The sequence below is a fragment of the Pseudaquabacterium terrae genome (assembly GCF_013266755.1).
In the GTDB taxonomy this organism is placed as follows: Bacteria; Pseudomonadota; Gammaproteobacteria; order Burkholderiales; family Burkholderiaceae_C; genus Pseudaquabacterium; species Pseudaquabacterium terrae.
The window spans coordinates 180,482-205,877 of sequence record NZ_JABRWJ010000003.1 but is presented as its reverse complement, the minus strand read 5'-3'; the positions used below and the strand labels follow the sequence as shown (position 1 = coordinate 205,877).

The 25,396-nt window shown below is 71.1% G+C and carries 23 protein-coding genes; 13 read left to right on the top strand and 10 right to left on the bottom strand.

Going from position 1 to position 25,396, the window contains the following annotated elements; all coding sequences use genetic code 11:
• The first annotated feature begins 99 nt into the window (after positions 1-99).
• The 5 genes from HLB44_RS09955 to HLB44_RS09935 all read left to right on the top strand — a co-directional run bounded on the left by HLB44_RS09955 (position 100) and on the right by HLB44_RS09935 (position 8,136).
• On the top strand, positions 100-1,266 hold the full coding sequence (locus tag HLB44_RS09955) for an efflux RND transporter periplasmic adaptor subunit (protein WP_173122429.1): 1,167 nt from the start codon (positions 100-102) through the stop codon (positions 1,264-1,266).
• A gap of 13 nt (positions 1,267-1,279) precedes the next feature.
• Positions 1,280-4,363: an efflux RND transporter permease subunit gene (locus HLB44_RS09950; protein ID WP_173122428.1), complete on the top strand. Its 3,084-nt coding sequence runs from the start codon at positions 1,280-1,282 to the stop codon at positions 4,361-4,363.
• 35 nt (positions 4,364-4,398) lie between these two features.
• Complete coding sequence (locus tag HLB44_RS09945) at positions 4,399-5,787, top strand: efflux transporter outer membrane subunit (protein ID WP_173122427.1); 1,389 nt, start codon at positions 4,399-4,401, stop codon at positions 5,785-5,787.
• Positions 5,788-5,876: 89 nt separating this feature from the next.
• Positions 5,877-6,959, top strand: coding sequence for a 3-phosphoserine/phosphohydroxythreonine transaminase (gene serC, locus HLB44_RS09940; protein ID WP_173122426.1), 1,083 nt, complete (start codon positions 5,877-5,879; stop codon positions 6,957-6,959).
• Entirely contained in the window at positions 6,952-8,136 is a 1,185-nt protein-coding gene (locus tag HLB44_RS09935) for a phosphoglycerate dehydrogenase (RefSeq protein WP_173122425.1), read from the top strand. Before serC ends, HLB44_RS09935 begins: the two co-directional genes overlap by 8 nt.
• A 16-nt stretch (positions 8,137-8,152) precedes the next feature.
• Here HLB44_RS09935 and HLB44_RS09930 read toward each other — a convergent pair whose 3' ends face one another.
• Together HLB44_RS09930 and HLB44_RS09925 are read right to left on the bottom strand one after the other, a co-directional pair.
• On the bottom strand, positions 8,153-9,532 hold the full coding sequence (locus HLB44_RS09930; RefSeq protein ID WP_173122424.1) for an MmgE/PrpD family protein: 1,380 nt from the start codon (positions 9,530-9,532) through the stop codon (positions 8,153-8,155).
• Positions 9,533-9,539: 7 nt separating this feature from the next.
• Entirely contained in the window at positions 9,540-10,508 is a 969-nt protein-coding gene (locus HLB44_RS09925) for a tripartite tricarboxylate transporter substrate-binding protein (protein ID WP_173122936.1), read from the bottom strand.
• A gap of 155 nt (positions 10,509-10,663) precedes the next feature.
• On the opposite strand from HLB44_RS09925, the gene HLB44_RS09920 reads away from it, so the two are divergent.
• Positions 10,664-12,247 (top strand): multicopper oxidase domain-containing protein, encoded by a 1,584-nt coding sequence (locus HLB44_RS09920; protein ID WP_246312184.1) that lies wholly within the window; start codon positions 10,664-10,666, stop codon positions 12,245-12,247.
• Positions 12,244-12,702: a hypothetical protein gene (locus HLB44_RS09915; protein ID WP_173122422.1), complete on the top strand. Its 459-nt coding sequence runs from the start codon at positions 12,244-12,246 to the stop codon at positions 12,700-12,702. Before HLB44_RS09920 ends, HLB44_RS09915 begins: the two co-directional genes overlap by 4 nt.
• Here the strand turns inward: HLB44_RS09915 and HLB44_RS09910 are convergent.
• Positions 12,659-12,940, bottom strand: a complete 282-nt coding sequence (locus HLB44_RS09910) for a hypothetical protein (RefSeq protein WP_173122421.1) — start codon at positions 12,938-12,940, stop codon at positions 12,659-12,661. The two genes, HLB44_RS09915 and HLB44_RS09910, sit on opposite strands and share 44 nt — an antisense overlap.
• A 154-nt stretch (positions 12,941-13,094) precedes the next feature.
• Here HLB44_RS09910 and HLB44_RS09905 point away from each other — a divergent pair, with 154 nt between their 5' ends.
• Complete coding sequence (locus HLB44_RS09905; protein ID WP_173122420.1) at positions 13,095-14,201, top strand: S-(hydroxymethyl)glutathione dehydrogenase/class III alcohol dehydrogenase; 1,107 nt, start codon at positions 13,095-13,097, stop codon at positions 14,199-14,201.
• 40 nt (positions 14,202-14,241) lie between these two features.
• Here HLB44_RS09905 and HLB44_RS09900 read toward each other — a convergent pair whose 3' ends face one another.
• The 3 genes from HLB44_RS09900 to HLB44_RS09890 all read right to left on the bottom strand — a co-directional run bounded on the left by HLB44_RS09900 (position 14,242) and on the right by HLB44_RS09890 (position 17,361).
• Positions 14,242-15,342, bottom strand: a complete 1,101-nt coding sequence (locus HLB44_RS09900) for a porin (protein ID WP_173122419.1) — start codon at positions 15,340-15,342, stop codon at positions 14,242-14,244.
• 46 nt (positions 15,343-15,388) lie between these two features.
• On the bottom strand, positions 15,389-16,366 hold the full coding sequence (locus HLB44_RS09895; RefSeq protein ID WP_173122418.1) for a Bug family tripartite tricarboxylate transporter substrate binding protein: 978 nt from the start codon (positions 16,364-16,366) through the stop codon (positions 15,389-15,391).
• Between the two features lie 71 nt (positions 16,367-16,437).
• The gene (locus HLB44_RS09890; protein WP_173122417.1) at positions 16,438-17,361 is read right to left on the bottom strand and encodes a dihydrodipicolinate synthase family protein; all 924 of its coding nucleotides are present in this window, start codon (positions 17,359-17,361) and stop codon (positions 16,438-16,440) included.
• 199 nt (positions 17,362-17,560) lie between these two features.
• Between HLB44_RS09890 and HLB44_RS09885 the strand changes: the two genes are divergently transcribed.
• A complete protein-coding gene (locus HLB44_RS09885) occupies positions 17,561-18,493 on the top strand; it encodes a LysR family transcriptional regulator (protein ID WP_173122416.1) in 933 nt (310 codons plus the stop codon).
• A 4-nt stretch (positions 18,494-18,497) separates the two neighbouring features.
• Here the strand turns inward: HLB44_RS09885 and HLB44_RS09880 are convergent, their stop codons facing one another.
• Genes HLB44_RS09880 through HLB44_RS09865 form a run of 4 tightly spaced genes read right to left on the bottom strand, consistent with a single transcriptional unit; the run spans position 18,498 to position 20,910 of the window.
• The gene (locus HLB44_RS09880) at positions 18,498-19,079 is read right to left on the bottom strand and encodes a pyridoxamine 5'-phosphate oxidase family protein (RefSeq protein WP_173122415.1); all 582 of its coding nucleotides are present in this window, start codon (positions 19,077-19,079) and stop codon (positions 18,498-18,500) included.
• 4 nt (positions 19,080-19,083) lie between these two features.
• Entirely contained in the window at positions 19,084-20,025 is a 942-nt protein-coding gene (locus HLB44_RS09875) for a carbon-nitrogen hydrolase family protein (protein WP_173122414.1), read from the bottom strand.
• A 3-nt stretch (positions 20,026-20,028) separates the two neighbouring features.
• Positions 20,029-20,358, bottom strand: a complete 330-nt coding sequence (locus HLB44_RS09870; RefSeq protein WP_173122413.1) for a hypothetical protein — start codon at positions 20,356-20,358, stop codon at positions 20,029-20,031.
• 36 nt (positions 20,359-20,394) lie between these two features.
• A complete protein-coding gene (locus HLB44_RS09865; protein ID WP_217283602.1) occupies positions 20,395-20,910 on the bottom strand; it encodes a carboxymuconolactone decarboxylase family protein in 516 nt (171 codons plus the stop codon).
• A gap of 106 nt (positions 20,911-21,016) precedes the next feature.
• Between HLB44_RS09865 and HLB44_RS09860 the strand changes: the two genes are divergently transcribed.
• The 4 genes from HLB44_RS09860 to HLB44_RS09845 are packed head-to-tail and all read left to right on the top strand — an operon-like array spanning position 21,017 to position 25,388.
• Positions 21,017-24,157, top strand: a complete 3,141-nt coding sequence (locus HLB44_RS09860; RefSeq protein ID WP_173122412.1) for an ATP-binding protein — start codon at positions 21,017-21,019, stop codon at positions 24,155-24,157.
• Positions 24,158-24,175: 18 nt separating this feature from the next.
• Positions 24,176-24,424: a nickel-binding protein gene (locus HLB44_RS09855; RefSeq protein ID WP_173122411.1), complete on the top strand. Its 249-nt coding sequence runs from the start codon at positions 24,176-24,178 to the stop codon at positions 24,422-24,424.
• Between the two features lie 11 nt (positions 24,425-24,435).
• Positions 24,436-24,825 carry a GFA family protein gene (locus tag HLB44_RS09850; protein WP_173122934.1) on the top strand — a complete coding sequence of 130 codons (390 nt, stop codon included), beginning with the start codon at positions 24,436-24,438 and terminating at the stop codon, positions 24,823-24,825.
• Positions 24,774-25,388, top strand: a complete 615-nt coding sequence (locus tag HLB44_RS09845; protein WP_173122410.1) for an MAPEG family protein — start codon at positions 24,774-24,776, stop codon at positions 25,386-25,388. Before HLB44_RS09850 ends, HLB44_RS09845 begins: the two co-directional genes overlap by 52 nt.
• Positions 25,389-25,396 lie beyond the last annotated feature (8 nt).

Here is a 25,396-nt window from a genome sequence, read left to right as displayed (position 1 = left end):
AATCATCGGTTGGAATTGAAAACAGACCGTCTGGACGGTTGACGACCGACCGGCTGGACGGTATTGTTTCGTCCGTCCACCCACCACGAGGAACAGCCCGTGAATCGCGTGATCAAGTCGGCCGTGCTGCTCACGGCCTTGCTCGGCATCGGCGGCGCGCTCGCCGCCTGGAAATACAACGCGGCCGAGGCTTCGCAGGCAGCCGCGGCCGGCCACCCCGAACCGGCCGAAGCGGTGACCGCGGCCACCGCCGCGGCGCGCGAGCACCGCGCCGCCACCACCGCCATCGGCACCGTGCTGGCGCTGCGCTCGGTGACCTTGCGCAACGAGCTGGCCGGCACCGTGCGCCAGGTGAACCTGCAGCCGGGCGCGATCGTCGAGGCCGGCGCCGTGCTGGTCGCGCTCGACGTCGCGGTCGAGCTGGCGGACCTGTCGGCGCAGCAGGCCCAGCTGGCGCTCGCCACCACCAGCTTGCAGCGGCTGGAGCGGCTGCGCGAGCACAACGCCACCTCCGAGATCGAGGTCGACAGGGCGCGTGCCGAGCGCGAGGTCGCGGCGGCGCAGATCGCCCGCACGCGGGCGGTGATCGAGCGCAAGACGATCCGCGTGCCGTTCCGCGCCCGCATCGGCATCGCCGACGTGCACCCCGGCCAGTACCTCGACGCGGGCACCCCGATCACCACGCTGCAGAGCGTCGACGACGCGCTGCACGTCGACTTCGCGGTGCCGCAGGCGGTGGCCGCGGCGCTGAAGCCCGGTGACCGGATCGACGTCTTCGCCGGTGCCGACGCGGGCCAGCTGCCGATCGCCGCGAAGGTCGTGGCGCTGGACGCGCGCGTCGACCCGTCGACGCGCAACAGCACCGTGCGCGCGCGCTTCCAACTGCCGAAGGACGCGGCCAGCGCAGCGGCACTGCCACAGTCTGGAATGCCCGCGCCGGGCTCGTCGGTGCGCGTCGGCGTCAGCGTCGGCGCGGCGGCGCAGGCGGTCGCGGTGCCCGCCGCCGCGGTGCGCAAGGGTCCGGGCGGCGACCACGTGTTCGTGCTTGCCGCGGCGCCGGACAAGGCGCTGCGCGCGCAGCTGCGCAGCGTGCAGGTCGGTGCGGTGCTCGGCGACGAGGTGCTGATCGTGCGCGGCCTGGCGCCCGGCGAGCAGGTCGCGACCTCGGGCTCGTTCAAGCTGCGCGATGCGGCGCTGGTCGCTCTGAGCGGCGCGAGTGCCGCCACCACGACCTCGGTCCGCCCGCAGGCGGCGACCGGCGGCTGAAAGGGGCACGGCCATGCGTTCCTTCACCGATCTCTTCATCCGCCACCCGGTCCTGGCCGTGGTGGTCAACCTGGTTATCGCGCTGGTCGGCTGGCGCGCCCTGTCGACCTTGCCGGTGCAGCAGTACCCGAACCTCGAAAGCTCGTCGATCGTCATCACCACGGTCTACACCGGCGCCGGCGCGGAGACGGTGCGCGGCTTCCTGACGACGCCGATCGAACGCTCGGTGTCGGCGATCTCAGGCGTCGACCACGTCGAATCGAGCAGCCGCGCCGGCGTCAGCACCGTCACCGTGCGGCTGAAGCTGAACCACAGCGCGACCGCCGCGCTGGCCGAGGTGACGGCGCGGCTGCAGCAGGTGCGCTCCGAATTGCCCGGCGATGCCGAGCCGCCGGCGGTGGAGGTACAACGCGCCGACCGGCCCTACGGCACCTTCTACCTGAGCTTCAGCTCCGGCGAGCGCAGCGTCTCGGCGATCACCGACTACCTGCTGCGCAACGTGCAGCCGCGGCTGGCGACGATCGACGGCGTGCAGCGCGTCACCAACAACGAAGGCGGCCGCAACATCGCCATGCGCGTGTGGATCGACCCCGATCGCCTGGCCGCGCTGAACCTCACGCCCGGCGACGTGCAGGCTGCCCTGCAGCGCAACAACTACCTCGCCGCGGTCGGCCAGACGCGCAACGACCAGGTGCAGGTCAATGTGCTCGCCAACACCGACCTGCGCTCGGTCGACGAATTCAAGCAGCTGATCGTCGCCGAGCGGCGCGGCGCGGTGGTGCGGCTGGCCGATGTCGCGCGCGTCGAGCTCGGCGCCGAGGAGGCGCAGCTGGCCGCGAAGTACAACGCGCAGGAGGCCGTCTACCTCGGCATCTGGCCGGTGCCCGGCGCCAACGAGCTGGAGGTGGCTGACCGCCTGCGCGCGAAGATGGACGAGCTGCGCCCGGCGCTGCCCAGGGACATCGAAATGCGCCTGGTGTGGGACGGCACGATGTTCATGCGCGACGCGCTGACGGAGATCAGCAAGACGCTGGCCGAGACCGTCGCCATCGTCGCGCTGGTGGTGTTCCTGTTCCTCGGCTCGGCGCGCACCGCGCTCGTGCCGCTGGTGGCGATGCCGGTGTCGCTGATCGGCGCCGGCGCGGTGATGTTCGCCTTCGGCTTCAGCCTGAACCTGCTGACGCTGCTGGCGATCGTGCTGTCGGTGGGGCTGGTGGTCGACGACGCGATCGTCGTCGTCGAGAACGTCGAGCGCCACGTGCGCGACGGCAAGTCGCGTTTCGATGCGGCGCTGGCCGGTGCGCGCGAGCTGTTCGGCCCGATCGTCGCGATGACGATCACGCTGGCCGCGGTGTATGCGCCGATCGGCATCCAGAGCGGCCTGACCGGCGCGCTGTTCCTCGAATTTGCGATCACGCTGGCGGCGGCGGTGGTCGTCTCGGGCATCGTCGCGGTGACGCTGTCGCCGGTGATGAGCGCGCACTTCGTGCACGAGGGCGGCCACGAGGGCCGGCTGACGCGCTTCGTCAACCGCCAGTTCGACCGCGTGCGCGCCGCCTACGGCCGCGTGCTGGACGTCGCGCTCGGCCTGCGCACGGCCATCGTCGCCGGCGCGCTGCTGATCACCGCGGCGGCCTGGCCGCTGTACACCTTCTCGCGCCAGGAGCTGGCGCCGGTGGAGGACCAGCGCCACATCAGCCTGTTCTACGAAGCCTCGCCCGATGCGTCGCTGGCCGCGACGACCCGGGACCATCTGGACATCGTGAAGGCGGTGCAGGCCTTCCCCGAGACCGAGTTCACCTGGTCGCTGACGGCCAATTGGGGCGGCTTCGGCGGCATCGTCGTCAAGCCGTGGACCGAGCGCGAGCGCTCGACCGAACAGATGTACGGTGAGGTCTACGGTGCGTTGTCGCAGGTGCCGGGGCTGCGCGTGTTCCCGCGGCTCGATCCGCCGCTGCCGACGCCCGGGCAGTACGACGTCGAGCTGGTGCTGCAGAGCGACGAGCCGCTCGAGCAGCAGCTGCAGATCGTCGGCCAGGTCGTGAATGCCGGCATGAAGAGCGGCAAGTTCCTCTACGTCGACACCGACCTGAAGCTCGACCTGCCGGAGGCGCGCGTGGTGCTCGACCGCGAGCGCATCGCCGACCTAGGGCTCGACCTGGCCAGCGTCGGCCGCGAGCTCGGCACGCTGCTCGGCGGCAACCACGTCAACCGCTTCAACTGGTTCGATCGCAGCTACAAGGTCATTCCGCAGATCGGCGACGACGGCCGCGCGTCGATCGCGCCGCTGCTCGACCTGAAGATCAGGACCCCGGGCGGTGCGTTGGTGCCGGTGTCGACCTTCGCGCGCATCGAGACCAGCACCGCGCCGCGCACGCTGAACCGCTTCCAGCAGCGCAACGCGCTGCGCGTGTTCGGCGGCGTCGCGCCGGGCGTGACGAAGGAAGAAGGTTTGCGCGTGCTGGAGGTTGCGGCGCGTTCGGCCGGCGACGGCCGCGTGGTGCTGGACCACGCGGGCGAGTCGCGCCAGATCCGCCACGAAGGCTCGGCGCTGGCGGTGACGCTGGGCTTCAGCCTGGTGCTGATCTACCTGGTGTTGGCGGCACAGTTCAGGAGCTTTCGCGATCCGCTGATCGTGCTGCTCGGCTCGGTGCCGCTGGCGATCTCCGGTGCGCTGGTGTTCAGCTTCCTCGACCTGACGACGATCAACATCTACTCGCAGGTCGGGCTGATCACGCTGGTCGGGCTGGTCGCGAAGAACGGCATCCTGATCGTCGAGTTCGCCAATACGCTGCAGGCCCGTGGCCACGCCAAGCTCGCTGCCCTGCGCGAGGCGGCGCTGACACGGCTGCGGCCGGTGCTGATGACCTCGGCCGCGACGGTCTTCGGCCACCTGCCGCTGGTGCTGGTGTCGGGGCCTGGCGCGCAGGCGCGCAACAGCATCGGCACGGTGCTGGTCAGCGGCATGGTCATCGGCACGCTGTTCACGCTGGTCGTCGTGCCGGTGTTCTACATGCTGATCGCGAAGGACCGCCGGGCAGCGCAGGCTGCCGCCGGCGCGGACGAGGTGGCGCCGGGCGCGGTTGTCGCGGCCTGATGCCACTCCTGAACAAACGAACAAGGAGTCAAACGATGAGATCGATCTCGCTGCTGGTGACGGCGCTGGTGCTGGCCGGTTGCACCAGCCTGGCGCCGGACTACCAGCGGCCCGCCGCACCGGTGCCGGCGGCGTGGCCCGGCGCGAGCGCTGCCGCGGACGGCGCGCTGGCCGAGCCGCTGGCCTGGCAGCAGTTCTTCACCGATGCACGGCTGCGCACGCTGATCGGCCTGGCGCTGCAGCACAACCGCGATCTCGGCGTCGCGGCGCTGAACATCGAGCGCGCGCGTGCGCTGCATCGCATCGAGCGTGCGGACCGGCTGCCGTCGTTCGACGCCGGCCTGTCGTCGTCGCTGCAGCGCACGCCGGCCGGCCTCGCGCCCAGCGGCCGCGCCGAAACCATCCGCCGGCACGACGCGGCCATCGGCATCAGCAGTTATGAGCTCGACTTCTTCGGCCGCGTGCGCAGCCTGGACGACGCCGCGCTGCAGCAGTTCCTGGCCACCGAGGAGGCCCGGCGCAGCGCGCAGATCAGCCTGGTCGCCGAGGTCGCGAGCGCCTGGCTCGAGCTGGCGGCGGACCGCGAGCGGCAACGCCTGGCGCGCGAGACGCTGGACAACCAGCGCAGCGCGCACACGCTGATCCGCCACCGCGTCGAGTCGGGCGTCGCGTCGCAGATCGACCTGCGCCGCGCGCAGACCACCGTCGACTCCGCGCGCGCCGACCTGGCGCGCTTCACGACCCGCGTCGCGCAGCATCAGAACGCGCTGGCGCTGCTGGTCGGCGCGCCGCTGTCGGCCGAGCTGCTGCCCGAATCGCTGGCGCCGGTGGCGGCGCAGGACACGCTGCCGGCGGGCGTGCCGTCGCAGCTGCTGCAGCGCCGCCCGGACATCCGCGCGGCCGAGCATCGGCTGATGGCCGCGAACGCGCACATCGGCGCCGCGCGCGCCGCGTTCTTCCCGAGCGTCACGCTGACCGCCAGCGGCGGCGTCGCCAGCCGCGCGCTGGGCGAGCTGTTCCAGGGCGGCGCCGGTGCCTGGGCCTTCGTGCCGCAGATCGTGCTGCCGATCTTCGACGGCGGCCGCCGGCGCGCCGCGCTCGACGTGGCGCAGGTCGACCGCGACATCGCGATCGCGCACTACGAGGCAGCCATCCAACGCGCGTTCCGCGACGTCGCCGACGCGCTGGCACAGCGCGGCACGATGGGCGAGCAGCTCGATGCGCAGCAGTCGCTGGTCGCGGCGACGGCCGATGCCTTCCGCCTGTCCGACATCCGCTTCCGCCAAGGCGCGCAAGGCTACCTGGAAGTGCTCGACGCCCAGCGCGAGATGGTCACTGCCCGGCAGGCGCTGATCGGCGTGCAGCTGGCGCGGCTGACGAACCAGGTGACGCTGTACCGCACGCTGGGCGGCGGCTGGGCTTGAATGGCTTGGGGAGCGGCGGCGGGCAGGCGATCCGATATGCTCGCCCCTCGCGTGCGCCGCACGCGTTGTGCCACTCCCGGAGCCCTTGAATGACGCGTGTTTTCAACTTCTCCGCCGGTCCGGCGACCCTGCCTGAACCCGTGCTGCGCCAGGCCGCCGAAGAGATGCTCGACTGGCATGGTTCCGGCATGTCGGTGATGGAGATGAGCCACCGCGGCAAAGAGTTCATCGCGATCCACGCCGAAGCCGAGAAACTGCTGCGCGAGCTGATGGCCATTCCGGCCAACTACAAGGTGCTGTTCCTGCAGGGCGGCGCAATCGGCCAGAACGCCTTCGTGCCGATGAACCTGCTGCGCGGCAAGGCGGGCGCCGACTACGTGAACACCGGCGAGTGGTCGAAGAAGTCGCTGAAGGAGGCCGGCAAGTACTGCAGCGTCAACGTCGCTGCCAGCGCCGAGGCCGGCCACTTCACCAGCGTGCCGAAGCAGGACAGCTGGAAGCTCGACCCGAACGCCGCCTACGTGCACATCTGCTCCAACGAAACGATCGGCGGCGTCGAATACCACTGGACGCCGGACACCGGCAGCGTGCCGCTGGTCGCCGACATGTCGTCGAACATCCTGTCGCGGCCGGTCGACGTCAGCCGCTACGGCCTGATCTACGGTGGCGCGCAGAAGAACATCGGCCCGTCGGGGCTGACGATCGTCATCGTGCGCGACGACCTGATCGGCCAGGCGCTGCCGATCACGCCGTCGGCCTTCGATCTGAAGACGCAGGCCGACAACGACTCGATGTACAACACCCCGCCGACCTACGCGATCTACATCGCCGGGCTGACCTTCCAGTGGCTCAAGTCGAACGGCGGGCTGGCCGCGATGGAGGTTCACAACCGCGCCAAGGCGGCGCTGCTGTACGACTACCTCGACAGCAGCAGCTTCTACCGCAACCCGGTGGCGCGCGAAGACCGCTCGCTGATGAACGTGCCGTTCAAGCTGCGCGACGACGCGCTGGACGCGGCCTTCCTCAAAGGCGCCGAAGAGCGCGGCATGCTGCAGCTCAAGGGCCACCGCTCGGTGGGCGGCATGCGCGCATCGATCTACAACGCGATGCCGGTCGACGGGGTGAAGGCACTGGTGGCCTACATGAAGGAGTTCGAGGCGTCTCATGGCTGAGCACCTCAACATCCTGGTGCTGAACCAGATCTCGCCGCGCGGCCTGGCCAAGCTGCCGGCCGAGCGCTACACCGTCGGCGAGCACGTGGCCGATCCGAGCGCGGTGCTGCTGCGTTCGGCCGACATGCACGGCATGCAGATCCCGGCCAGCGTGCGCGCGATCGCGCGGGCCGGCGCCGGCACCAACAACATCCCCGTCAAGGCGATGAGCGCGCGCGGCGTGCCGGTGTTCAATGCGCCGGGCGCGAATGCCAACGCGGTCAAGGAGCTGGTGGTCGCCGGCATGCTGCTGGCGGCGCGCAACCTGCCGGCGGCGCTGCACTTCGTCGCCGGGCTCGACGCGCAGGCGGCCGACATCGAGCGCGCGGTCGAGGAGGGCAAGAAGGCCTTCGCCGGCATCGAGCTCGCCGGCCAGACACTGGGCATCGTCGGTCTCGGCAAGGTCGGCTGCCTGGTGGCCGATGCCGCGATCAAGCTCGGCATGAACGTGATGGGCTACGACCCGGAGATCACGGTCGACGCCGCCTGGAGCCTGCCGGCGCAGGTGCGCAAGGCGCACAGCGTCGCCGAGGTGCTGCGCGGCTCGCACTTCATCACGCTGCACGTGCCGCTGGTCGACGCGACCCGCGACTTGGTCAACGCCGACAACGTGATGCAGATGAAGCCCGGCGCGGTGCTGCTGAACTTCTCGCGCGAAGGCGTCGTCAACGAAGGCGCGGTGCTGGCGGCGCTGAACCGCAAGCAGCTCGGTTACTACGTCTGCGACTTCCCGAGCCCGGCGCTGCTGGCCCATCCGAAGTTCATCGCGCTGCCGCACCTGGGCGCATCGACGCGCGAAGCGGAAGAGAACTGCGCGCTGATGGTGGTCGACCAGCTGCGCGACTACCTGGAGCACGGCAACGTCGCGAACTCGGTCAACTTTCCCGCGGTGGCGATGGGCCGCGAGTCGGATTACCGCGTCGCGATCGCCAATGCCAACGTGCCCAACATGCTGGGCCAGATCTCGACCGCGATGGCCCAGGCCGGGCTGAACATCCACAACATGGTCAACAAGTCGCGCGGCGACGTGGCCTACACGCTGGTCGACGTCGACAGCGCGGTGGCGCCGTCGGTGCTGGCGGACATCGCGGCGATCGAAGGCGTGCTCGCGGTGCGCTACCTGCCGTTGCACGCGTGAAGCGCGCGCCCGGGTCTTAACCGGCGGCGGGCCGCGCCAGCGCAGCGAGCGCGCGCACGCTCGGCAGATCGGCAATCCCGCGGCAGGCGGCGATCAGCTGCGCCGTGCGGTCGGCACCCAGCACCGGCTCGGCCTGGTCGCTGAACTTCGCCTCGAGCGCGGCGTCGCTCATCGGCCGCTTCAGCGAGCCGATGGCGTGTTCGACGACGACCTGCACGCGCCGGCCATCGGCCAGCGTCGCGCTCACGTGCGCCGCGGCTTCGTCGATCGAATCGTCCACGGTGGCCGTCACCTTGCGGCGCAGCGCCACGACGTCGTCGCGCGTGACGATCTCATCGGCGAACTGGGGCTCGCCGGCGCGACCGAAGATCAGCCCCGCCGCGCAGCCGTGGTAGACGCTGAACTTGGCCTCCAGGCCATTCGCCGGTTCCTGCTTGCCGGTGAGCTCCAGCACCAGCGAGTGCACCCGCAGCTCGATGCGCTGGATGTCCTCCGCCCGCACACCCTGTTCGCGCAGCTGCACGCTGGCATCGATGACCGGATGGATGACGATGCCGCAGGCGAAGGGCTTGTAGGTGTTGAAGGAGATCTCGAAGCGCTCGCCCAGCTCGTCGGTCGCTTCGTGCCAGGCGCATTTGGTCGACACCGTCTGCGCGTAGCCGCGCGGGGCCTCCAGCGCCCGCGTGCTGGCCGTGAAGCCGTGCTGCGCGAGCAGCGCCGACGTCAGCCCGGCCCGCGCCGCGGCGCCCGGGTGGAACGGCTTGGTCATCGTGCCGAACTGCTCGCGCAGCCCCACCGGCTGCGAGGCGGCGATGCCCAGCGCCATCGCCGTGGCGTGGGTGTCCAGCCCGAGCAGCCGGGCGCAGGCCGCGGCGGCGCCCAAGCTACCGGTCGATCCGGTGATGTGCCAGCCGCGGTCGTAGTGTTCCGGGTACATCAGGTTGCCGATGCGGCAGGACACGTCGATGCCGAGCACCAGCGCGTCGATCAGCGCGCGCCCGCTCGCATCCAGGTGTTCGGCCAGCGCCAGCGCGGCCGAGGCCACCGGCCCGGCCGGATGGATGATGGTCAACAGGTGCGTGTCGTCGAAATCGAAGGTGTGCGAGCTGATGCCGTTCAGCAGCGCCGCGCTCGCGATGTCCACCTGCTCGCGGCGGCCGAGCACGCTGGCCTGCGCGGTGGGCTGCAGCACCTGCACGGCGGCCAGCGCGGCCCGCATCGCCTCGTGCGTGGCCGCGCCGACGGCGCAGCCGGCCCAGTTCAGGAAGGTGCGTTGCGCTTCGTGCTCGACCGCGTTGGACCATCCGCGCGACGGATGGGTGGCGACGAAGCCGGCCAGGATCTGCGTGATCGGCGGAGCGGCGTGGTCGGCGGCGACCTGGGTGTTGCGTGCCATGCGGTGCTCACTCTTCCAGGCGGATGTTGCGCTCGGCGGCCAGCGCCTTCCAGCGCATCAGGTCGGCCTGCATGTAGCTGCCGAACTGCTCCGGCCGCATCGGCATCGGCTCGACGGCTTCGCCGGCCAGCTTGTCCTTCATGTCGGTGGCCGTCAGCACCTCGTTGAGCGTGTCGTTCAGCTGCTTGACGATCGGCGCCGGCAGGCCGGCCGGGCCGACGACGCCGTACCACTGCAGCGCGTCGAATCCCTGGAAGCCCGACTCGATCATCGTCGGCACGTCCTTCACCGTGGCCTGGCGTTGCTGGCCGGTCAGCGCCAGCGCCTTGACCCGGCCCGAGCGGATGTGCGGCAGCGCCGCGGCCAGGCCCGGGAACATCGCCTGCGTCTGCCCGCCCAGCAGGTCGTTGAAGGCCGGTGCGATCCCGCGATAGGGCACGTGCACGACGAAGGTGCCGGTCTGCTGCTTGAACAGCTCCATCACCAGCTGCGTCAGCGTGCCGTTGCCGGCCGAGCCGTAGCTGAACTTGCCCGGGTTCGCCTTCAGGTACTCGACGAAGCCCTTGAGGTCGTTGACCGGCAGCGTGGCGTTCACCACCAGCACGTTCGGCGTGCCGCCGATCATGCCCACCGGCGTGAAGTCCTTGATCGGGTCGTAGGGCAGCCGGCGCGTGGCCGGGCTGGTGCCGTGCGTGGCCACATAGCCCTGCATCAGCGTGTAGCCGTCGGCGGGCGCCTTGATCGTCGCCGTGGCGGCGATCACGCCGCCGCCGCCGCCGATGTTGTCGACGATGAAGCTCTGGCCCAGCAGCCTGCCCCAGCGCTCGCACACCGTGCGGCCGACGAAGTCGCTGCCGCCGCCGGGCGGCACCGGCACGATGTAGCGCAGCGGTTTGCTCGGGAAGGCCTGCGCTCTCACGCCGGCGAAAGGCAGCCCGAGCAGCGGGGCAGACAACAGCACGGTTCGTCGCGTGATCATCGGTCACCTCCGTCGTCGGGCCGACTTTAGCCCCGCAGCGATCGTTCGACGATCGCGTCGCGCCGTGCGCCAGCGCACAGACCGGGCTCGCCGGTGCGAGCAACGTCTTGCGGTCCATGTGGACAAGGCCCGCAACGGTGCAAGGAGATCCCATGAGACATGCCCGCAAGCCGCTCACTTTGGTTGAGAGAGCCGCACGTTTGCGCCGGCGCTCGTGGGCCTGTTCAGCGCTGTCCGCAGCGCTCGTGCTGACGCTGGTGGCCTGCCGCGGCGGCGGCAGCGGCGACGGCGCGACGGCGCCGTCAACACCCAGCCCCGCGGCGGCAGCCAAGCCCGACCTCTACGACCTGCTGGAGATGGATTTCAAGACGCCGGCGGCGGTGGTCACGAACGAGCGCCACACCGGCCCCTTCGCAGCCGGCGACGCGCTGACCATGGGCGCGGTGCTCAAGCCGCTGACCCCCGGGCCGGTCAAGGAAATCCGACTCGACACCACCCACAAGATCATCGAGATCGCGCCCGGCGTGATGTTCAGCGCCTGGACTTTCGGCGACACGGTGCCGGGCCCGGTGGTGCGCGCCCGGGTCGGCGACCGCATCAAGTTCACGATGAGCAACCGCTCCGACGAGCCGGTGCCCGGCCTGCGCATGACCGCCGCGCCGATGATGCACTCGATGGACTTCCACTCGGCGATGGTGTCGCCGCAGGACAAGTACCGCTCGATCGCGCCGGGCCAGACCATCGCATTCGAGTTCACGCTGAATTACCCGGGCGTGTTCATGTACCACTGCGGCACGCCGATGGTGCTGGAGCACATCGCCTCGGGCATGTACGGGATGATGATCGTCGAGCCGCGCGCCGGCTATCCGACCAAGGTCGACCGCGAGTACGCCGTCACGCAGAGCGAGTTCTACACCCGCCCCGACCCGCGCAAGAGCAAGGTGAATGGGCAGATCCTCCACGTGCTCGACAACGACCGCCTGCGCGCCAAGGCGCCGACCTACACGGTGTTCAATGGCCGCCACAACGGCATGGTCGACAAGCCGCTGGACGCCAAGCCCGGCGAGCGCGTGCGCCTGTTCGTGATGAACGTCGGGCCGTCCAACACCTCGAGCTTCCACGTCGTCGGCACCATCTTCGACCGGGTGTGGGTCGACGGCAACCCGGACAACCAGTTCCGCGGCATGCAGACCGTGCTGCTCGGCTCCTCGAGCGGGGCCATCGTGGAGTTCATCATTCCCGAGGCCGGCAGCTACGTGATGGTCGACCACCACTTCGCCAACGCGTCGCAGGGGGCGGTCGGCCTGATCGCCGCGGGCGGCAAGCCCGAGGGCGGCGCGCCGGAGCACCACAACATCCCGGCCCCGGGCTCGCCGACCGATCCGCAGGCGGTGCAGGGCAAGCTCGCCTTCGAGTCGAAGTGCCTGGCCTGCCATTCGGTCGGCGGCGGCGACAAGCTCGGCCCCGACGTGCTGGGCACGACCAAGCGCCACGACGCGGCCTGGCTGACGCGCTGGCTGAAGGCGCCCGAGCAGATGCTGCAGACCGACGCGACGGCGAAGGCGCTGCTCGACAAGTGGAAGCTGCCGATGCCCAACCAGGGCTTGAGCGACGAGGAGATCAAGCAGTACCTCGCCTACTTCAAGTGGGCCGATCAGAACCTGCAGCCGCAGGCCAAGGCGCCGCCGCAGCCGGCCGCGCCGCCGGTGGCGGCCAGCCAGGCCAGGAAGCCATGAGGGCGATGCCGGTCGCGGCGGTCTTGGTGGTGATGGCGGCGTTCGCGCCCTCGGCCGCCCGGGCCTGCGGCGCCTGTGCCGAAGACAAGGTCGCCGCGACCTACGACCACGGCGTGGTGAGCCGCGCCGCGGCGAGCGGCGACGTGATGGTGTTCTGCGAGGTCACCGGGCCGCTCGATGCCCGCCGCCTGAAAGAGGTGGTGCGACGCGTGCGTGGCGTGAAGGCGCAGAGCGTGCGCATCTCGGTGCAGCCGGCGACGATGTCGTTCGCCGTCGACCCGGGCGTGCGTTCGCCGCAGGCCGCCGTACAGGAGGCGCAGCGCGGTCTCACGTCCGGCACGCGCCTGGCCATCGTGCAACTGCGCGGACCGCCGGACGATCCGACGGCACGCAGGGCGGCTCGGGACGGCTTCAGTGCGCCAGTTCGGGCAACTGCCGGTGCGCGGCGGCCTTGAGCGCCGAGTCGGCCAGCGCGCCGCTCGCCGCGAGGATCGTCTCCGCGAGCGTCGTGCGCACCAGCAGCGCCGGTCCGCGGTAGCTCAGCTCCGGCCCGACGCGGCGGACCTTGTGGTCCTCGTGCACCTCGACCACATGGCCCAGGTGCATCCTGAAGCGGCGCGCCTTGAGGTGGCCGTCGGCCTGCTTCACCACGAGTTGCACGTCACCGTTGTCCAACGTTTGAATCTTGTTCATGCAGCGTTCTCCCAGGTGGCGGACTATCGGCGAGTCCGGTGACAGCGCAGCGGCAGTTTTTCTCGCTTCCGGCCTGGCGCGCGGGCGCCTCCCTTGTTCGAGGGGGAGGCCGCGCGGCCGAGCCAGAATCGCGCGAACAACAGGAGAGCCCCGAATGAAGACGCGCGCAGCCGTGGCCTGGAAGGCCGGCGACCCCCTGACGATCGAGACCGTCGACCTGCAGGGCCCGCAGGCCGGCGAAGTGCTGGTCGAGATCAAGGCCACCGGCATCTGCCACACCGACCACTACACGCTGTCCGGCGCCGATCCCGAAGGCCTGTTCCCGGCCATCCTGGGCCACGAGGGCGCCGGCGTGGTGGTCGACGTCGGCCCCGGCGTCACCTCCTTGCGCCGCGACGACCACGTCATTCCGCTGTACACGCCGGAGTGCCGGCAGTGCAAGTTCTGCCTCTCGCGCAAGACCAACCTGTGCCAGCTGATCCGCGGCACGCAGGGCAGGGGGCTGATGCCCGACGGCACGGCGCGCTTCTCGATCGACGGCCAGCCGATCCTGCACTACATGGGCACCAGCACCTTCAGCAACTACATCGTGGTGCCGGAGATCGCGCTGGCGAAGATCCGCTCCGACGCGCCCTTCGACAAGGTCTGCTACATCGGCTGCGGCGTCACCACGGGCATCGGCGCCGTGGTGTTCACCGCGAAGGTGGAGGCGGGCGCCAACGTCGTGGTCTTCGGGCTCGGCGGCATCGGGCTGAACGTGATCCAGGGCGCGAAGATGGTGGGCGCCGACAAGATCATCGGCGTCGACCTCAATCCGCAGCGCGAGGCGATGGCGCGCCAATTCGGCATGACGCACTTCCTGAACCCGAAGGAGCACGAGAACATCGTCGATGCGATCGTGCAGCTCACCGGCGGCGGCGCCGACTACAGCTTCGAGTGCATCGGCAACACCCAGGTGATGCGGCAGGCGCTGGAGTGCACGCACAAGGGCTGGGGCCGCAGCATCATCATCGGCGTGGCCGAAGCGGGGGCCGAGATCAGCACGCGGCCGTTCCAGCTCGTCACCGGCCGCAAGTGGGAAGGCTCGGCCTTCGGCGGCGCCCGTGGCCGCACCGACGTGCCGAAGATCGTCGACTGGTACATGGACGGCAAGATCCGCATCGACGAGCTGATCACGCACCGGCTGAAGCTCGAGGACATCAATGAAGGTTTCAGCCTGATGAAGCGCGGCGAGTCGATCCGCTCGGTGGTGCTGTACTGACGGGCTTGCGCCCGTCGTGCTTTACTGACGGGGTTGCCGCTCAGAAGTCGTGCCGGATGCCGCTTTCGAAGGCGGTCGACTTCTTGCCACCGAAGTAGTTGGCCGCGCTCGGGCTGGCGCTCACCGCCGGTCCGCCCGGAATGGTGAACACGGCCGCGCCGCGGTTGTCGACGCGCGCGGCATGCACGTAGAGCGCGGTGCGCTTCGACAGGTTGTAGACATAACCGGCGCCGAGCAGCCGCGCGTCGTTCGCGCTCAACGCCGCCGTGGCACCGGTCTGGTCGGCATGCACGTAGGTCAGCTTGATCTGGCCGGCGCCCACCGCGATCAGCGCACCCACCTGCGTGCTCACCGTGCGGTCGCTGCCGAACAGCCAGCGCCGCTGGGCGATGCCGACCCGGTTGCCGCTGAACTCGTACGACACGCCGAAGGCCTGGTCGCGAAAGCGCTGGCCGCCGCTGGCGTTGCGCGTCGTGAACTGCGCGGCGGCCGCGTGCACGCCGCGGCCGGTCCAGCCGAGGCGGAAGCCATCGCCGTCGGTGAACCCCGCTGCCGTCGTGCCGTTCTCGCCTTGGGTGACGATCAGCATGCCGTAGAAGCCGCCGAGACCCGGCGGCAGGAAGTACTCCACCGCATTGCTCACGCGCAGCGTCGGGTTGGCGGCCTGCGTCTCGGGCGCGCTGCCGAAGGCCTGGCCCAGGGCACGCGAGGCGGTGAGCGAACGGAAGGTGTTGGCGCTGGCCACGCCGAGCGTCGAGAACGGATCGAAGGCGCTCCAGACCAGGTGCGTGGGCACCCAGTCGCGGCCCAGGCGCAGCTCGCCGAGCTTGACCGAGGCCAGGCTCACCGTCGAGCGCCGGTCCCAGAACTGCAGGCCGCCGGCGGCGCCGGTGTCCGCGCCGATCGTGCTGTCGAGATAGAAGCCGGCGCTCAGGCCGCCGCCCAGGTCCTCGATGCCGCGCAAGATCAGCTTGCTGGTCGAATTGGCGCCGCTCACTTGGGACGTCATCGATCCGAGTGATCCGTTGTCGACGCGGCGCACGGCGGCGTCGAGCGTGCCCGACACGGTGACGGACGACTGCGCCATCACGGAAATGCAGGCCAGGCCGAGCCCGGCCGCCCACAGCGGCTTCTGGTTCATGTCGATCTCCTCGGGGGTCGCGTGGGCCTGTCGACAGGCCCCTGGTTCACTCGGGCTTGAATCCCGCGGTCTTCAGCAGCTCCGCGCCCTGCGACACGTCGCTGGCGATGAAGCGCTTGAACTGCTCCGGCGTTTCGGAGACGGGCTCGATCCCGAGCGCCTCCAGTGCGCCGGACTTGGCCAGCGCGGCCACGGCGCCGTTGATCGCCGCATTCAGTGCCGCGATCCGATCGGCCGGCGTGTTCTTCGGAGCCCAGACGCCGTACCAGGACGCGTACGCAAAATTCGCGAGGCCCGCTTCGTGCACCGTCGGCACGTCAGGCGCCAGTGGACTGCGCTTCTTCGCGGTGATCGCCAGCGGCCTGACCCGGCCGGCCTTGGCCAGCGGCAGCACCGAGATCATCGAGTCGACCAGCAGGTTCACGTGGCCGCCGCCCACGTCCGTCAGCGCCGGCTGGGTGCCCTTGTAGGCGACGTAGGTGAACTTGACGCCGCCTTGCTGCGCCAGCAGCAGCGTGGCGAGGTGGCTGGGCGCGCCCGCGGCCGGAATCGCCGCGGTCCAGCTTTCGGGCTGCTGGCGTGCGGCGGCGAGCACGTCGGCCAGCTTGCGCTGCGCCGTTTGCGGCGCCACCACCACCATCAGCGGCGCTTCACCGAAGCGGGCCACCGGCGCGAAGTCGGTCTGCGGGTCGTAGGGCGGGTTGGTCAGTACCTGCCGGGCCAGCACGTGCGTCGCGGCGGAGAACAGCAGCGTAGTGCCGTCGGCCGCGGCGGTCTGCACCGCCTTGCCGCCGATCGTGCCGCTGGCACCGGCCCGGTTCTCGACCAGCACCGTCACGCCGAGCTGCTTGCGCAGCTGTTCGCCGAGCAGGCGCGCGGCGTTGTCCACGCCGCCGCCGGCCGCGAACGGAACGACCAGGCGCAAGGTCTGGCCGCGTTCCGGAAACACCGCCGCCGGCGATGCCCCCGCAGATGCGGCCCAGCCGCAGGCCGTCGCGACGGACAGCCATCTCAGCAACTTCATGATGTCTCCTTGACCCCACCCGCCCAGGGCACCCGCCGAAGCGGGCGCCTTCTCGTCACTGCTCGACAGCGTCAAGCCGCCAGGCCGGCCGCGCGCATCGCCGCGGCGATCTCCGCGCCGGCGCCTTCCGGCAGCGGCAGCAGCGGGCTGCGGATCGTCGCGTGTTCCAGGATGCCGCGCGCCACCAGCGCGTGCTTCAGCGCGACCGTGCCTTCCATGTGCGAGCCGCGGTGATAGACGTTCTTCGTCACCGGCAGCAGCCGGTCGTGCAGCGCGCGGGCCTTGGCATAGTCCTTGGCCTTGCCGGCGGCGATCATCTCGATCAGCGGCTCGGGCGCGATGCCGCCGTAGCCGACCAGCGCGCCGTCGACGTCGAACATCGTGTGCAGCAGGTACTCGTCGTGGCAGGTCAGGATCTGCAGCGCCGGACGCTCGCGGCGGATCACGGGGATCTCGGTGTCCCAGCGCTTCATGTTGCGCACGCCGTTCTTCATCGCGAACACACCCGGCATCGCGGCGATCTCGAGTTGCGTCTCGAGGTCGTAGGTCGCCTTGGTCGCATCGGGGTACTGGAACAGGATCAGCGGCAGGCCGCTGGCTTCGTGGATGGCGCGGTAGCGGTCCTGCGCGGCGCCCTTCTGGTAGCCGAAACGCAGCCAGCCGTGCGAGGGATACACCAGGCCGGCCGACGCGCCGGCCTTGACTGCGCGCTTGGCTTCTTCGGCGGCGACCTGCGTGCCTTCGAGCGTGATGCCCGCGATGATCGGCAGGCGCCCGCCCACCGATTCGCGGAAGCACTCGATGACCCTGGCCTGCTCGTCCTGCGACAGGAAGGTGCCTTCGCCGGCATGGCCGAGCACGGTCAGGCCCTTGACGCCGTCGATGCCGCCCAGCCATTTGCCGATGCGCAGGATGGCGGCGTAGTCGACTTCGCCGTCGAGGGTGAAGGGGGTGACGGGGGCGGGCACGAGGCCGCGCAGGTCCAGGGTCTTCATGGGTGATCCTTTCGGGTCGGGTCAACGGAGCGGGCGCTGGTCGGCGTCCGGTTCTGCGCCCCGGTCGGTGCCTGGGGAGGCGAGGGCGAGTGAGGTGACTTTAGGGACGCGCCGTTATCTCGCCTAGCTACACTTCTCAGACTTCAGACTTGCCGGATCAGGCAAGTCATCGCCTTTGCGGCAAACGCCGGAGACCCTCATGAACGTGGCCAGCGTGAAGCTCTTCCTCGAGGTGGCGGAAGCCGGCAGCCTGAGCAAGGTGGCGGCGCGCCGCCAGACGGTGCAGTCGCACATCAGCCGCCAGATCACCGATTTCGAGGCGGACACCGGCGGGCGCCTGTTCCGCCGCACCGGCCGCGGCGTCGCGCTGACCGAGCTCGGCGAACGCGCGGTGGCCCGCCTGCGCCCGTGGCTGCAGGAAACGGAGCAACTGGCGCAGGCGCTGCGTTCGGATTCGGGCCAGCTGATCGGCGTGGTGCGGCTGGGCATCATCCCTTCGGCGGCCCACCCGCTGGCCACGCGCCTGTTCGAGCGCCTGCAGGCCGAGCATCCGGGCATCCACCTCGACATCGCCGAAGCGCAAGGGGCGGAGCTCGATGCCATGCTGGACAGCGCCGCGGTCGACCTGGCCGTGCTGTTCCGCTTCCTTCGCCCTAGCGCCAGGGAGGAGCGTCTTCTGAGCGTGGCGCACACCTACCTGGTGTCCGCGCCGGGCGACGTGCTGACGCAGGAGCCGACGCTCAACTTCTCCCGGCTGGCCGGGCTGCGCCTGGTATTGCCGCGCCGCCCCAGCCACTGGCGCAACGCGCTCGACGAAACGGCCCGCAGCCTGGGCTTCAAGCTCGAAGCGGTGGCCGAGGCCGATTCGCTGACCGTGCAGAAGGAACTGGTGGCCTGCCGGCCCGGCCTCTATTCGATCCTCGGCCCGTATTCGATAGCAGCCGAAGTACGCAGCGGCCGCCTGCAGGCAACGCAGCTCGTCCGACCCGACCTGTGCCGCCACGTCACGCTGGCGCTGCCCAAGCACGGCAAGTCGTCACCGGCGTGCCGCGTGGTGGCCGAGACCCTGCAGCAGCTGGTGCAGGGCTGGGGCCAGCAGCTCGCCGAGCCCGCGGCGCCCGGGTCGACTTGAGCCCTCAGCGCCGCGGCAGCACGTCGGCGACGAAGTCGAACGACTTCCACTTCGGCTCCGGCGGCGTGTGCTCTTCGCGCGGCGCGTAGACCGAGAGCTCGCCGGCAGCGGTGCGGTGGATGTAGCGCGGGCAGTTCGGAAAGATGCGCTCGGCGCGCACGCGCACGATCAGCTGAGCGCCCGGCATCTGCGCGAGCAGCGGGTCGTCCTCGGCGATCGTCGCGCGGCCGTTCACGCGCAGCCGGCGCGGCGATTCGAAATCGATGAACAGCAGCCCGACGGCCGGGTTCACCAGCACGTTGCCCAGGCTGCGGAACATGCCGTTGCCGTCGTAGTTGGGAAAGGCCAGCTCGTCCGGCGCCGTCACGCGCACGAAGCCCGGCGCGCCGCCCTTGTGCGAGCAGTCGGGCCGGCCCTCGGCGTCGGCGCTGGCCAGGAAGAACAGCGTGCGGCTCTCGATGAAGGCGCGGTCGTCGTCGGTGAAGGCCGCCCGGCCGAGCCGTTCGTCGAGCCGGTCGGCCAGGCGCCGCGAGTCGAAGCGGTCCTGCAGCTGACGCATGCCCTCGTGGTAGACGGGGTGGTCCATCGTGTCACTCCTGGCCGAAGTGCACCGGCCGCGCCGGCGCCGTGTTGACCTGCAGCCGGAACAGGTCCGGCCGCGCGTAGTGTCCGACCACATCGAGGCTGCGGCGCGCAATGCCCACGCGCTCGAGCTCGATGTCGGCGAACAGCATGCCCTGAACCTCGTGCAAGGGCCCGGCCACCACCTTGCCGCCGGGCGCGACGACCACCGAGTCGCCGCCATTGATCCATTCGTCGTTGTCGTCGAACAGCCCCGCCTTGGGCGGCATCGCCGCGGCCAGGTCGCGGCCGCGGATCGCGCAGCCGGCGCCGATCACCCAGCAGCCGCCTTCGCGCGCGATGTGCTGCATCGTCGCCAGCCAGCGCTCGCCACTGTCGTAGGTGGGCGCGACGTAGAGCTGCACGCCCTGGGCGTACATCGCGCAGCGCGCCAGCGGCATGTAGCTCTCCCAGCACAGCAGCGCGCCGACGCGGCCGACCGGCGTGTCCACCGCCTTCAGCCCGCTGGCGTCGCCGAAGCCCCAGGCCATGCGCTCGGGGTTGGTCGGCATCATCTTGCGGTGGCGGTTCAGCAGCGCGCCGTCGGGGCCGATGATGACGACGGTGTTGTAGAGCGTGTCGCCGCCGGCGGCGCGGTCGGATTCGTCGATGCCGCAGACCACGGTCACCTCGTGCTGCCGGGCGGCCTGCTGCAGCGGCTGCAGATCGTCGCGGCCCAGGTCCACCGCCTGGGCCAGCAGCCGCGCGTGCAGCTGTTCGGTCAATGCCATGTCGGGGCCCGGGCGCAGCCGCCACAGCCAGGCCGGGTAGCCGGGCACGAAGGCCTCGGGAAACACCACCAGCCGGGCGCCGGCCGCGGCGGCTTCGGCCACCGCGGCGGTGGCGCGGTCGAGCGTGGCCGCGCGATCGAGGAAGACCGGCGCGTGCTGGACGATCGCGATCTTGGCCATGGTTCAGGCCTCCCCCGCCAGCACCCACTTCTCGCCGGCGGGCTCGCCGTCGCGCATCATCGTCAGCGTGCCGTCCAGGCGCGCGCCGCGCACCACGCCGTGCCAGCGCAGCGCGCCGTACTTGGCGCTGCGGGTCTCGGCCTCGAAGTGCACGGCGCCGTCGCGGGCGGTCGCGGTGTAGGGGCCGTCGCCGTAGCCGTAGCGGTCGCAGGCGCTCGAGCGGAAGCGGCCGCCCTCGAAGCTCAGCGTGTCGGCGTCGCCGGCGGTCTTGCCGCGCTCGAGCACGACGCCGTGGAAGCTGCGGCCGTCGAGGGTGGGGGTGTCGGTGGGCATGGCGAGGGCTCCTGGGTGAAGTGAAGCGGGGGGCGACTACTTCTTCGCGGCGCGTTCGGCGGCGACCCGCAGCGAAGTGTCCACCTCGGAGCGGAAGCTTGTCATGTCGATGGCCATGCCGTTGAGCACGGTGCTCCAGTGGCGTGAGATGGCTGCCAGCGCCACGGCTTCCTTGATCTCCTCGGGCGTGGCGCCGTAGGCCTTGGCCACCTGGGTGTGGAAGTAGACGCAGTAGCTGCACGGCACCTGCGCCGAGACCGCCAGCCCGATCAGCTGCTTCATCTTCGGGCTGATGCGGGTGTTCTCGGCCACCTGCACCTGCTTGAACGCCGCCCACGCGCCGGGCAGGCCTTCTTCGGGGTAGGCGAGGAAGAAGCCGGGCAGCACGCCGAGCGTGGCCTGGATGTCCTTGTGCGTGTCGGCCAGCGCCTTCTTCGAGGCGGCCGTCTGGGCCGGTGTCGCGGTTTGGGCGGAGGCGGTGCCGGCCAGCGTGGCGGCGAGCGTAAGGCCGATGGCCATCGCGGCGACAGACGAGATCAGGCGGGATTGCATGAGGAACTCCTTGGGTGCTAAATGGGCTGATCGCAACAGTGCTCTGGTCCCTGGAGCGCAACGATCCGCTCCTACCGTTGGAACCACGATGAGAAGCAGCGTGGTAATGCGCGCATCGAACGGCGACGGCGAACGGCGGGTCAGCGATGGCGCGCTGCAGATCCGCCTGCTCGGCGAGCTGCAGGTTGCGCGCGGCGGTGTGCCGGCGGCGCTGCCGGCATCGCGCCGCACCCGTGCGCTGCTGGGCTACCTGGTCGCCACCGGCACGCCGCAGTCGCGCTCGGCGCTGTGCGATCTGCTCTGGGACGGCCCCGAGGACCCGCGCGGCTCGCTGCGCTGGAGCCTCACGAAGCTGCGGCCGGTGGTCGACGACGACGGGCTGCCGCGGCTGGTGGCCGACCGCGAACGCGTGGCCTTCGACGCGCAGCGCTGCACGGTCGACACGGCGCAGATCGCCCAGTTGCTCAGCGCCGGGCCGGCGGCCACCGCGCTGCCTGAGCTCGAGCAGGCTGCCGCGCTGCTGCAAGGCGAATTCCTCGACGGCCTGGACCTGCCGGCCTGCTATCGCTTTCATCACTGGTGCATGGCCGAGCGCGAGCGGCTGGGCCGCGTGCGCCGCGAGGTGCTTTCCGCGCTGGTCGAGCGCCTGGCGCACGAACCGCAGCGCGCGCTGCCCTACGGCCACGCGATGGTCGCGGCCGACCCGCTGGCCGAAGGCGCGCATGCGGCGCTGGTGCGGCTGCTTGCCGCCGACGGCCGTTATCCCGACGCCGAACGCCACCACGACTGGGCGCGCGAGCTGCTGCGGCGCGAGGTGGCGCTGGCCGCGGGCGGTCCGCTCGACGAGGCGATCCGCGCGGTGCGGCGGGCGCAGCGCGAAGGCGGCGCGCGGCCGGCGGTCGATGCGGCGGCCGACGCCGCGCCACACGCTGCGGCAGATGCAGCGGATGCAGCGCCGGATACAACGCCGGATGCAGCGACCGTCGCGGCCTGCACCCCGGTGCCGCCGCAAGCGTCCGCCCGCGCGCTCGTCGGCCGCAGCGCCGAGCGCCGGCTGATCGACGCCGCGCTCGCCACGCCGGACCCGGCGCGCCTGCTGCTCTTCACCGGCGAGCCGGGCATCGGCAAGACGCGGCTGCTCGACCACCTGGCCGACATCGCGGCCGCGGCCGGGCACTGCGTGCTGCGCGGCCGCTGCTTCGAGGTCGAGATGGTGCGCCCCTACGGCCTGTGGCTGGATGCCCTGCGCGCGCTGCCGGCCGACACACTGGGCAGCGAGCTGCGCGCGCAGGCCGCGCCGCTGTTGACCGGCCGCGCCGCCGCCGGCGGCGACCGCGAGCGCCTGTTCGGCGCCGCGGCCGAGCTGGTGGCGCATCTGGCGGCGCAGCGCCCGACCGTGCTGCTGCTCGACGACCTGCAGTGGATCGACGAAGGCTCCGCCGCGCTGCTGCACTACGTGATGCGCTCGCTGCCGGCCAACGCGCCATTGCTGGTGGCCGGCGCCGCGCGCAGCGGCGAGCTCGACGACAACGCCTGGGCCAAGGGCCTGCTGCAATCGCTGGCGCGCGGCGGGAGCCTCAAACGCCAGCCGCTGGCGCCGCTGGACGAGGCCGAGGCCCATGCGCTTATCGGCCGAGCGCCGCTCGATGCCGCCGAGGCGGTGCGCCTGGCCGGCGGCAATCCGCTGTACCTGCTGGAGCTGGTGCGCGCCGCGGCCCACACCACCGACAACGCCACCGAGCCCGGCCCCGGCGGCATCGCCGCGCTGGTCGACGAGCGCCTGCAGGCGCTGGATCCGCCGGTACGCGACCTGCTCGGCTGGGCGGCGGCCTTCGGCGGCGCCCTGCGCCCCGAGCTGCTGGCGGCGGCGGCCGATCTGCCGCTGGCCGAGCTGCTGTCGCGGCTCGAGTGGCTGGAGCGCCGCGGCCTGCTGGCCGCCGGCGGCGCCGGCCGGCTGGACTTCGCGCACGACATCGTGCGCCAGGCGGTCTACCGCGCGCTGTCGCAGCCGCGCCGGCAGGCCATGCACCGCCGCTGCGCACGCGTACTTTGTGCGTCAGCCACCGACGACCCCGGCCTGCACGGCGAAGTGGTGCACCACGCCGCGCTGGCGCAGGACGCGCCGGCCGCCACGCGCGCCTGCCTGGCCGCCGGCGACCACTGCCTGCGCGTGTTCGCCAACGGCCAGGCCGCCGCGCTGGCCGAACGCGGGCTGCGCACGGTCGAGGCGCTGCCGCCGGGGCCTGAGCGCATCGAGCTCGAGATCGGGCTGCTGCGCCTGCGCGTCGCGGCGGCGGCGGGCCCGGGCGGACGCCGGCTGCCGGCGCTGGCCGAGCGCATCGAGGCGGCGATCGCCGCGGCCGAGGCGCTCGGCCAACACGCCCAGGCCTCGGCCGGCTGGGAGATCCTGGCGTTCTGGCGCCAGCAGGCGGGCGATGCGGCGCATGCGCAGCAGGCCAGCCTGGCGGCGCAGCGCCTGGCGCGCCGCGCCGATTCGGCGACCCACTGCCGCCAGCTCGCCAACAGCGGCCGCTGCCTGCTCGACATCGAGGCCGATCCGGTGCGCGGCAGCGCGCTGCTCGACGAAGCCTCGACGCTGGCCGATGAGCTGGACCTGCAGGTGATGGAGCTGCACTGGGGCCGCGGGCTGATCGCGCGCCGCCGCGGCGACCTGCCGCAGGCCGTTGCCGCGCTCACGCAGGCGGTCGAGCTGGCGCGGCTGACCGGCAACCACTGGCGCGAGATCGAGTGCCGCCTGTGGCTGGCCACCGCCGAGCTCGAGCGCGGCTGCCCGGCCGAGGTGCTGCGCCAGGTCGAAGAGATCGAGGCCGCGGCGCGCCGCATGGGCGAGCAGGCACCGTTCGCGCAGGCGCTCGCCGCGCTGGCACGGCTGCAGCAAGGCGAGCAAGCCGCCTGGGGCCCGCTCGGCGAAGCCATCGCCGACCTGCGCACGCTCGACGACAAGGCGCACCTCGCCTATGCCCTGAATGACGCGGCCGCGCTGGCGCTCGACGCCGGCCGCGCGGCCGACGCCGCCGCGTGGGCCGACGAGGCACTGGCCGCCGCCCGCGCGGTGCGCCGCCCGACCGAGGTGGCGGTGGCCACCGCCTGGGGGGCGCTCGCCGAAACCGATCCGCGCCGCGCGGCGCAGCGCCTTGCCGGCCTGCCGCCGGGCGAGCCGCCGAGCGAGCGCGCCGCCGCCGCGCTGGCCCACGCCGCGCGTGTGCTCGCCGCATCGACCACCTGACCGTCAAAGGAGAAGACCATGCCCCGCATCGTCGTCGAACGCCAGTTCGACACCCCGCAGACCGACGAGGACATGCGCCGCGTCGCCGACCAGGAGCGCCCCTGCCTGGCGGCCTACCAGGCGAGCTGGAAGCGCAGCCTGATCTCGGCCGACCGCAAGCGCATGGTCTGCGAGTACGAGGCCGCCGACGCCGAGACGCTGCGCCGCATCCAGCGCGAGGCCGGCGCGCAGTTCGATCGGGTGTGGGTCGGCGAGGTGATCGAGTGACGGCGGCGGCGATGCTTCAGGGTTCGTGCCTCTGCGGATCCGTTCAATGGAGGCTGCAGGCCATGCCGGAGTCGGCCACAGCCTGCAGTTGCACGGCATGCCGCCGATATGGCGTGCTGTGGGCCTATGGCTACGATGGCGAAGACATCCATGTCTCCGGCGTCACCAAAGCCTACGTTCGTGGATCCGCGCTCGGCTTTCACTTCTGCCCGGAGTGCGGCTGCGTCGCTCATTGGCGCTCGCTGCAACCCAATGAAGGAGGTCGGCGCCGAATGGCCGTCAACCTGCGCCTGACAGAGCCGGAGCCGATCGCCCATCTCCCGATCGACCACTTCGACGGCTTCGACAAATGGGAAGACCTGCCAAGGGACGGGCGCTGCATACGCGACCTCTGGTTCTAGTGCGCGCCGCCTCAACCTCGGAGTCCCCCGTCCGCGACAAGTCCGCACGCCAACGGACCATCGCGCGATCGATCTGGCTCACCGTGCCGGGAACGCTCGCCGTGCTGGGGCTGGCTGCACTGCTGCCCGCGATGAGCGGCATGGACGAGCTGAACCGGCGCATGGCGATGACGCTCGGCTGGCTGCTCGTGGCGCTGCTGCCGTATGTCGCGAGCTGCCTTCACATCGCGGCGGCGCGCTTCTTCGAAGGCTCGCATGATCCCCTGGCAGGTGCCGAGAGCGAGCGGCTGAGGATTCACTGCCGGGTGATGCAGAACACGCTGGAGCAGCTGGTGTGGTTTGCCTTCAGCGCGCTGGCGTTCGCAGCGTTCGCTTCACCGGGCCAGATGCGGCTCGTGCCGGTGGCCTGCGGGTTCTTCGCGTTCGCCCGCTTCGTGTACTGGTGGGGCTACCTGCGCAGCGCAACCCTCGGCCGGGCACCCGGCGTGCAGATGACGTTCACGCTCAACGTCACGCTGTTCGTCTACGCGATCATGCTCGCCGCCAGGCAGCTGGCCTGGTAGCCACCAAC